General features: G+C 42.7%; 7 protein-coding genes. 6 read left to right on the top strand and 1 reads right to left on the bottom strand.

Annotated elements, in window-relative coordinates:
- The coding region (locus ABWY16_RS05355) for an alpha-galactosidase (protein ID WP_353903625.1) at window positions 1–1,470 on the top strand (1,470 nt) is incomplete at its 5' end.
- A gap of 92 nt (window positions 1,471–1,562) precedes the next feature.
- Window positions 1,563–3,563 (top strand): sialate O-acetylesterase, encoded by a 2,001-nt coding sequence (locus ABWY16_RS05350; protein ID WP_353903624.1) that lies wholly within the window; start codon window positions 1,563–1,565, stop codon window positions 3,561–3,563.
- Here the strand turns inward: ABWY16_RS05350 and ABWY16_RS05345 are convergent.
- Window positions 3,547–4,176, bottom strand: a complete 630-nt coding sequence (locus ABWY16_RS05345) for an NAD(P)H-dependent oxidoreductase (protein ID WP_353903623.1) — start codon at window positions 4,174–4,176, stop codon at window positions 3,547–3,549. The two genes, ABWY16_RS05350 and ABWY16_RS05345, sit on opposite strands and share 17 nt — an antisense overlap.
- A 229-nt stretch (window positions 4,177–4,405) precedes the next feature.
- Here ABWY16_RS05345 and ABWY16_RS05340 point away from each other — a divergent pair, with 229 nt between their 5' ends.
- The 4 genes from ABWY16_RS05340 to ABWY16_RS05325 all read left to right on the top strand — a co-directional run bounded on the left by ABWY16_RS05340 (window position 4,406) and on the right by ABWY16_RS05325 (window position 8,933).
- Window positions 4,406–5,308 carry an alpha/beta fold hydrolase gene (locus tag ABWY16_RS05340; protein ID WP_353903622.1) on the top strand — a complete coding sequence of 301 codons (903 nt, stop codon included), beginning with the start codon at window positions 4,406–4,408 and terminating at the stop codon, window positions 5,306–5,308.
- 235 nt (window positions 5,309–5,543) lie between these two features.
- The gene (locus ABWY16_RS05335) at window positions 5,544–6,491 is read left to right on the top strand and encodes an endonuclease/exonuclease/phosphatase family protein (protein ID WP_353903621.1); all 948 of its coding nucleotides are present in this window, start codon (window positions 5,544–5,546) and stop codon (window positions 6,489–6,491) included.
- A gap of 64 nt (window positions 6,492–6,555) precedes the next feature.
- Entirely contained in the window at window positions 6,556–7,383 is an 828-nt protein-coding gene (gene purU / locus ABWY16_RS05330) for a formyltetrahydrofolate deformylase (protein ID WP_353903620.1), read from the top strand.
- 20 nt (window positions 7,384–7,403) lie between these two features.
- On the top strand, window positions 7,404–8,933 hold the full coding sequence (locus tag ABWY16_RS05325) for a glycoside hydrolase family 28 protein (RefSeq protein WP_353903619.1): 1,530 nt from the start codon (window positions 7,404–7,406) through the stop codon (window positions 8,931–8,933).
- The last annotated feature ends 115 nt before the right edge of the window (window positions 8,934–9,048 follow it).

Below are 9,048 nucleotides of genomic sequence, written 5' to 3'. Positions count from 1 at the left end.
GTATTGTACGGTGCCATGGAGTGGAGCGGTAATTTCCGCATCGACCTGGAACTGGATTATCAGGATAACCTGCGCATCATCGCCGGAATGAACAATTATGCATCTCCCTACCCGCTGAAAGCGGGTGAAACCTTCCGTACGCCAGCTTTCCTCTATACTTTTTCTGATAAGGGAAAAGGGGAGGCCAGCCGAAAACTGCAAAGCTGGGCGCGTACTTATAAACTATTGGATGGTAAGGGAACGCGTTTAACATTGCTTAATAACTGGGAGGCCACGTATTTTGATTTCAATGAAAATAAACTGGCAGAACTGCTAAAGGATACAAAGAAACTGGGGGTAGAACTCTTCCTGTTGGATGATGGCTGGTTCGCTAATAAATATCCGCGCAATAATGATCATGCGGGTTTGGGCGACTGGCAGGAAAATAAAAGCAAGCTGCCAAATGGTATTTCTTCGCTGGTTAAGGAAGCTACCGGAAATGGAGTGAAGTTTGGGATCTGGATAGAACCTGAAATGGTTAACCCCAAAAGTGAACTGTATGAGCAGCATCCCGATTGGGTGATCAAACAGCCTGCAAGAGAAGAAACCTATTTCAGAAACCAGCTGGTGCTGGATCTCAGTAATCCTGAGGTGCAGGATTTTGTGTATGGAATTGTTGACCAGCTGTTCACAAAGAATCCTGCCTTAGCCTATATCAAATGGGATTGCAATGCGGTTATTTACAATGCCTATTCTGCACACCTGAAAAATCAGTCGCAATTCTATATTGAATATGTAAGAGGCTTGTACAAAGTGCTGGAAAAACTCAGGGCAAAATATCCAAAGGTGCCGATGATGTTGTGTTCAGGAGGTGGTGGCAGGGTAGATTATGCCGCGCTGCAATACTTTACCGAATTTTGGCCGAGCGATAATACCGATCCGCTGGAGCGCATCTTCATGCAGTGGGAATATTCCTATTTTTATCCTGCGGTAAGCAGTGCAAATCATGTTACCGACTGGGGTAAGCAACCCATAAAATACCGTACCGATGTGGCGATGATGGGCAAGCTGGGTTTTGATATTGTGGTAAGTAAACTGAGCGAGAATGACCTTCGTTTCTGTCAGGATGCCATCCGGCATTATAACTCGCTTAAGCAGGTCATCTGGCAGGGCGATCAGTATCGCCTGGCAAATCCGGTGGAAAAGAGTGTAGCTGCTGTTTTATATCTTAATAAGGAGAAATCGACCGGTGTTATATTCAATTATCTGGTCAATAACAGATATGATGAGGGCAGTAAACAACCGATCCTGCTCAAAGGACTGGATGCCGGCAAGAAGTACAGCATTAAAGAAATCAATCTGTATCCGGGATCAAAATCAACCATTGATTCAACAAAAGAATATACGGGCGACTTCCTGATGAAGATTGGTTACAACCCGGATGTTAATGCCCGGCGGTCCAGTGTAGTGCTGCAGATTGAAGAAGTTTAAGTCGCCCCCGGTAAGATATCCGCCGGAAAATTTGCTATTCCTCTCAACAATGAGTAAAATTGAGTTTGATAATTTGACCTGATATTACTAAGATGAGACAATTGAAAACTACACTGCTGCTGTTGGCAATGTGTATAGGATATACTGTTCAGGCTAAAGTAAAACTGCCTGCTGTTTTTAGTAACAATATGGTGCTGCAGCAAAAAACAAACGCGGCCATCTGGGGCAAGGCCGAGCAGGGTAAAACGATTGATGTAGGTACAACCTGGAGCAAAAAAAGATATACGGTTACTGCTGATCAGAATGGAAACTGGAAGATTATGGTTGCCACCCCTGCCTACGGTGGACCTTATAAAATTACAATTTCTGATGGTGAAGAGCTGGTTTTAAACAATGTGCTGATCGGTGAAGTCTGGGTATGCTCAGGACAATCCAATATGGAAATGCCACTGGCAGGATGGGGGAAAATTCAGGATTATGAAAGAGAGATCAATGAAGCGAAATACCCTGACATCAGGTTGTTACAGGTAGAACATCAGACGGCCAATCAACCTCAGCCGGATGCCAGGGTTACTGGCGGTGGCTGGCAGGAGTGCAATCCTCAGAGCATTGCAGGATTTTCATCTGCCGCTTATTTTTTCGCAAGAGAATTATATAAAAAGAAAGGTATTCCTGTGGGGCTCATCCATACTTCATGGGGAGGAACAATCGCCGAGGCATGGACCAGCAGCAGCATGCTGAAGGGCATGCCGTACTTTGCTGCTGCAGTGAATAAGATAGAACATACGGACCAGGAAAAAATGACTCAGAACTATGCCCGCGATCTTGAGAACTGGGGGAAAAATGTGTTGGCGAAAGACGCAGGTCTTGAATTGGGAAAACCAGTGTGGACAGCAACAGCTTATGATGACGCTGCCTGGAAGACGATGGCACTGCCCTCATTATGGGAAGAATCAGCTTTGCCTGCCTTTGACGGTATAGTGTGGTTCCGTAAAAAAATTTCAGTTCCGGCTTCCTGGGCTGGTAAAGAACTGAAGATTAACCTGGGTACAATAGATGACGACGACATTACTTTTTTTGACGGCATAAAAATAGGGGAAACCAAAGGTTATGGCGAAACCCGTAGTTATACTGTTCCGGCCAGTCAGGTAAAAGCCGGGGATTTTGTTTTAACGGTAAGAGTGTCTGATCTTACCGGTGGCGGCGGTATTTATGGCGGCAAAAAAGTACTTTCGGTCATTTCTGCAACGGGAGAAAGTATATCGCTGGACGGCGATTGGAAATATAAGACCGGATTAAACTTTAAGGATATTCCTGCTGTGCCTTCTTCGAGTCAGGAGCCCAACCGGCCTACGGTTTTATACAACGCAATGATCAACCCTTTTATTCAGTTTGCCATTAAGGGTGCCATTTGGTACCAGGGAGAAAGCAATGCTGACAGGGCAAACCAGTACCGTACACTATTTCCGGCAATGATCTCTGACTGGAGAAAGAAATGGAACATTGGTGATTTTCCTTTCTACTTTGTACAGCTGGCCAATTATATGAAAACTCCCGGGCTGCCGGGGCCTTCCAACTGGGCGGAGTTGAGGGATGCCCAGCTGAAAACGCTTTCAGTTCCCAATACGGGAATGGCAGTGACTATTGATATAGGAGATGGTAAAGATATCCATCCTAAAAATAAGCAGGAAGTTGGACGCCGTCTGGCACTTATTGCCCTGGCAAAGACGTATGGTGAAAAGGTACCTTTTTCAGGACCGCTGGCTGTTTCGCAACAGATCAATGGGAACACTGTCACCCTGAGTTTTAAATATGCCGACGGCGGATTAAAAACAAAAGACGGGACAGCATTAGCAGGATTTGCAGTAGCTGGTGCTGATCAAAAATTCTATTGGGCACAAGCCGTTATCAAAGATAAAAAAGTAGTGCTGAGCAGTGCTGATGTGCCAAATCCTGTAGCGGTACGCTATGCATGGGCAGATAATCCCGCCTGTAATCTGTATAACGGGGCGGGATTACCTGCTTCGCCATTCCGTACGGACAGCTGGACAGATGTTACTGCTGCTAAAACTGCGGTTAAGGCAGGGAAATAACATCAGGGAGCATTTCCTTTTCTTTCGTAATGAAGAGTTTAGTGAGGTGCTCTTCATAACGTTTCAGATCATTTACAATGTCTGCATTTTTTTCAACATCGTGGAAATGCATGCTTTCCAAAGGTTTCATACCGGTAAAAGCATTCATGCGGTGAAAGCCAAACATAGGGCCTTCATCTACGCTCTTTTCGTTAAAGAATTCACCCGGTAGCGTAAAGGCTTCTTTAGGGGCATTCCATGAAGTGGTAAGCATATAATGTTTACCATGCATCGAACCACCGGTTCCGTAATTGATCGCCGGGTTAGCTGATGAGCGTCCATCGCTGCGGTAAATTCCTTTGTCATGGCCTTCTGTAAATACCACATCAATGTATTTTTTCATTCCATGTGGTAACTGAAACCACCATACCGGTGTGTGATAAATCACAACATCTGCCCATTTATAATTTTCTACTTCCTGTTTTGGATCGTAACCTTCATTGATATCGGTAGAGCGGACTTCAAAATCCGGCTCGTTGTTAAAGAATCTGATGGTAGCCTCTGCAATTGATTTATTGAAGCGGCCTCCCGAATGACCAAATTTCTGGCCTCCATTAATGATAAATATATTCATGTCCTTGATTTATGATACAAATGTAGGGCGGGTCAAGCTATAAATAAAATAACCTGTATTATAGTTTGCTATCAGTATTATGATGATAGTAGCTTGTACTGACAGGTCGTTATTATTTTACTTTCAATCTGATAAACTTTCTTTTATTACAATGAAATTACCACACCTATGGTAACGAACAAATAAATTGCGGCATGTTGGACTATATTTTGATATACCTTAATAAAGTATGGGAATAATTGAAATCGAAAAGCAGCTCTCTGACATCACTTATAAAAACCTGGATAAAGAAGACTTGAAGCTCGATATCTATAAGCCCAAGTCAGCAGCCGGGCGTAAAGATCCGGTGGTTATATTTATTCATGGCGGAGGATGGGCGACTGGTGATAAATCAGAAATCCGTTTTAATTATCAGGCTGCTTTACTGCAGGCACTGCTCGAAAAAGGCTATGCAGTCATAAGTATCGATTACCGCCTGACAGACCTGGAGAACATACATTTCCCTGCTCCGGTGATTGATTGTAAAGATGCTGTACGCTGGGTACATAAAAATGCAGAATTATATCATTTTGATGCAGACCATATTGGTGTATGGGGTACTTCGGCCGGTGCACATATGGCCATGTTGCTGGCGTATTCTGACGATAAGGATTTTTACGGAGCTGATGAATTAATCACTTACAGTGCCAAAGTAAATTATGTTTTTAATAACTACGGACCTGTAGATCTGAACCAGCTTTTCAAGCCTGAGCTGGGCGCTTTCAAACTAGGGCTTGCAAGGATATTCCTGAAAAGAAAATACAATCTGAGACAGTCACGACTGACTACATTTTCCGGGATGGATATCGAAAATCAAAAGAAAGAAGTGATTAGTTTTACAGAGTTGTATTCGCCTGTAAAATATATTGCTGCGGACACAGTACCCACTTTTACAATTCATGGGGATAACGATCAGACTGTACCGCTGAAACAGGCTAAAATTCTTGATAAAGCACTTACAAAGAATAATGTTCCTCATCAGTTGATAGTTTATCCCGGGCAGGGACATGGTTTGAAAACTTTGTCAAAAGATCAGATTGCAGGTCTGAGCAGACAGTTTTTGCTGTTTATCAGTGATTATGATAATATCTGATGTCAATTGAAATGGACTGGTTATTGTTTTTTTAAGCTTAAATTCTGGTTTGATATTTGTTTGTCGTCACATCTAAATTGATGTTATGACTTTTATATTGCCGCTCTTCATTACTATTCATATAGTGCTGTTTCAAAATATTCTCTTTTATGCAGGAATATTTGTTGTCGTCGCATCTTTAATACCATTAATCAGACACGACTTTTGGATCTTTCGGGTTTTTGAATACCCGAGATTGCAAAAACTGACGTTAAACCTGCTGATACTCGTGTTATATGCGTTATGTTTTCCTGTTGAACAGACCATCGATTATATTTTGATTATTCTGCTTTCACTGAACCTAATTTATCTTTGCAGGCAGATATTTCCCTTTACTGTTCTTGCTAAAAAGCAGATCATTCAAAGTAGCAAGCCTCCAGGGGAGCGCAACGTACAATTGCTAATTGCCAACGTTTTCCAGGACAACAGAAAGTACGCGGAATACCACCAGCTGATCAAAAACTGTAATCCTGATCTGGTACTGATGGTAGAAACCAATCAGTGGTGGCAGGATAAAATGGATAGTATCGGCGCTAAATATCCGTACCAGATCAAAGTTCCATTAGAGAATACATATGGCATGCTGCTTTATTCCAAACTGAAACTTGTAGACGGGAATGTAAACTATCTTGTGGAAAATGATATTCCATCGATCGAAACTGAAGTAGAATTACCCTCAGGAGAACTGGTCAAACTGTTTTGTCTTCATCCAAGGCCGCCTGTACCACAGGAAAACCCACATTCAACGGAGAGAGACAAGGAAATTTTGCTGGTTGCTGAGAAAGCTAAGAAGAGTAAATATCCTGTGATTGTCATCGGGGATCTGAATGATGTTGCCTGGAGTTATACAACGGAGTTATTTTCCAAAATCAGTGAGCTTCTTGATCCCAGGAAGGGCAGGGGTTTCTTCAATAGTTTCAATGCCAAATATTTCTTTCTTCGCTTTCCCCTCGATCATGTTTTCTGTTCAGCCGATTTTACTTTAACTTCGATTCAAAGGATGAACAGCTGCGGTTCTGATCATTTTCCCATGTGTATCAATCTGCAATACGATCCCAAAGCAATAGCTGAACATGACATTCCAGAGGCAGATCAGGCCGATCAGGAACTGTTCAAAGAGAAAGTAAATGCAGATACTGATTAAAACATAACTGAATGGGCTGAAATGAAATCTTGCGAATGACCGGAGGTATAATTACCTTCAGTGCATGATTATAGTTATCCATTGTAAGGATCATATTGGGCTGGTTGCGGCCATCTCCAATGTTTTAGCAATACATCAGCTCAATATTGTATCTATGCGTGAGCATGTAGATGTCCAGGAAAACCGGTTTTATGTACGCCTGCAGGTAGATCAGACCGCTGATGAAGACACGCTGCATGAAGAACTGCAAAATGTTTTGCCCGCAGGAGCCATGATTACAATCAACCCGCTTCCGCACAAAAAGATAGTGGTACTGGTTACAAAGGAGTACCATTGCCTGGCCGACATCCTGATCCGCAATTACTTTGGTACGCTGGGGGCGGCTGTTTTATGTGTGATAGGCAATCATGATCATTTGGGTGATATTTGTAACCGTTTCGATATCCCTTTTTATGCTGTCTCGCACGAGCAAAAAACAAAAGCCGAATTTGAACAGCAGGTCATAAATACAATCAGTAACTATGAACCTGATTATATCGTGCTGGCTAAGTTTATGCGGATATTATCACCGGATTTTGTAGCACGCTTTTCTACAAAACTCATCAATATCCATCATTCATTTTTACCTGCCTTTATAGGTGCGAATCCGTACAAACAAGCCTTTGAAAGAGGGGTGAAACTGATCGGTGCTACCGCACACTTTGTAACCAATGATCTGGACGAAGGGCCAATCATCGCGCAACAAATTATTCCTGTGAACCATACACTGACGGCAGCAGACATGATGAAGGCGGGGAAAGAAATAGAAACATCAGTGCTTGCAAAAGCGTTGCGGCTGGTGTTTGAAGACAGGGTGTTTGTTTACAAAAACAAAACGGTCGTATTTGAATAATGATTTAAACGAAGAAAATTATGAAAATATCCTTACTCTCATTATTAGTGTGCCTTTGCCTCAGCACATCTGCCCAGAACAAACTTTATCCTATCACACAATATGGTGCAGTAGCTGATGGAAAGACCAATAATACACCTGCGATTCAAAAAGCCATAGATGAGGCCGGTAAAAACGGCGGTGGTAAAGTGTTGGTTCCGGCAGGAGATTTTGTCACAGGTGTTCTTTATTTAAAATCAAACGTTGAACTGAACCTGGCGCAGAACGCAAGGTTAATGGCAACGGCAAAACGTGCAGATTATGGTGGTAAAAAAGCGTCCGCATTAATTGTAGGCACCAACGTGCATCATATTTCAATCACTGGCAGGGGCACAATTGACGGGCAGGCTAAACCATTGCTGGAGGATATCTACCGTATGTTAAATGCAGGAACTCTGGAAGATGCAGAATGGAAGGAGTACAACGACTGGCACCAGATGCGTCCTGCAGAGCACAACCGTCCGCACCTGATCGATCTGACCAATTGCCAGAGTATCATAGTGAAAAATATTACTATCAGGGATGGTTTGTGCTGGATTCAGGATTACAGGGGCTGCTCGGATATTGTGATTGATAGCATTACTGTTGAAAGCAACACCTTTCTGAACAATGACGGGATAGATATCACCGACAGTAAAAATGTGAAAATCACCAACAGTTCAGTTAACGTAGCTGATGACGGTATTTGTTTGAAATCATCAGACGCAAACAGCGGATGTGAGAATATTTATATTGCCAACTGCAAGATACGTTCCAGTGCGAGCGGTTTTAAAATTGGTACAGCTTCGCGCGGGTATTTTAAGAATATTAAAGTAAGTAATCTTGAAATATACGATACGTACCGCTCAGCCATTGCAATTGAAACAGTTGACGGCGGAAATATTGAAAATATTGATGTCCGCAATGTGACAGCAAGGAATACGGGCAATGCCATCTTCATCCGCCTTGGTAAGCGCAGGACAAATGTTGCTCCCGGATATCTGCGTAACGTCTATATCAGTGACGTCAAAGTTAGCGTGCCGGCAGGAAAACCTGATGCAGGTTATTCAATGGAAGGGCCGGTAGTGCGGCATCCGCATAATGTGTTCCCTTCTTCTATAGCAGGCATCCCGGGGCATCCTGTAGAAAATGTGACGCTCAATAACATTGAGATTACTTATGAAGGTGGAGCTTCGGCGAAAGTAGCAGCCTTTGGTATTGATTCTCTGGAAAAGGTGCCTGAAAAGATTGGTGACTACCCTGAGTTCTCTATGTTCGGGGAATTGCCTGCATGGGGATTTTACACGCGCCACGCCGCTGGGCTTACGATGAAGAATATAAAACTGAATTATCAGAAGGCCGATTTTCGGACGGCCTGTGTTTTTGATGATGTTAGTAAACTTACTCTAAACAACGTTTCGATTGGGAAGGCAGAAAGCAAGCCGGTAATCCTGATGAACAAAGTAACCGGCAGCTCTCTAAGAAATGTGAATACCCCATCCAAATCAAAAGATGATATCAGGTACCAATAGCAAAAAAATGCATGAATCTAATTTTTATCATCGTAAAAATCTCCTAATCCTTTTCAAACGACCAACAGGATTTTTGTTTCCTAAAATAAGAATATGTTATACTCGTGTTGTATTT

This window comes from Pedobacter sp. (genome assembly GCF_040513095.1).
Taxonomy (GTDB): domain Bacteria; phylum Bacteroidota; class Bacteroidia; order Sphingobacteriales; family Sphingobacteriaceae; genus Pedobacter.
This window is presented reverse-complemented; position numbering and strand designations above follow the sequence as displayed.

What these genes read in the sequence shown, in the direction of transcription:
- ABWY16_RS05340 (WP_353903622.1), top strand. Translation starts at nt 4,406, where the DNA reads ATGGGAATAATTGAAATCGAAAAGCAGCTCTCTGACATCACTTATAAA.
- ABWY16_RS05345 (WP_353903623.1), bottom strand. Translation starts at nt 4,176, where the DNA reads ATGAATATATTTATCATTAATGGAGGCCAGAAATTTGGTCATTCGGGA.
- ABWY16_RS05325 (WP_353903619.1), top strand. Translation starts at nt 7,404, where the DNA reads ATGAAAATATCCTTACTCTCATTATTAGTGTGCCTTTGCCTCAGCACA.
- ABWY16_RS05350 (WP_353903624.1), top strand. Translation starts at nt 1,563, where the DNA reads ATGAGACAATTGAAAACTACACTGCTGCTGTTGGCAATGTGTATAGGA.
- purU (WP_353903620.1), top strand. Translation starts at nt 6,556, where the DNA reads ATGATTATAGTTATCCATTGTAAGGATCATATTGGGCTGGTTGCGGCC.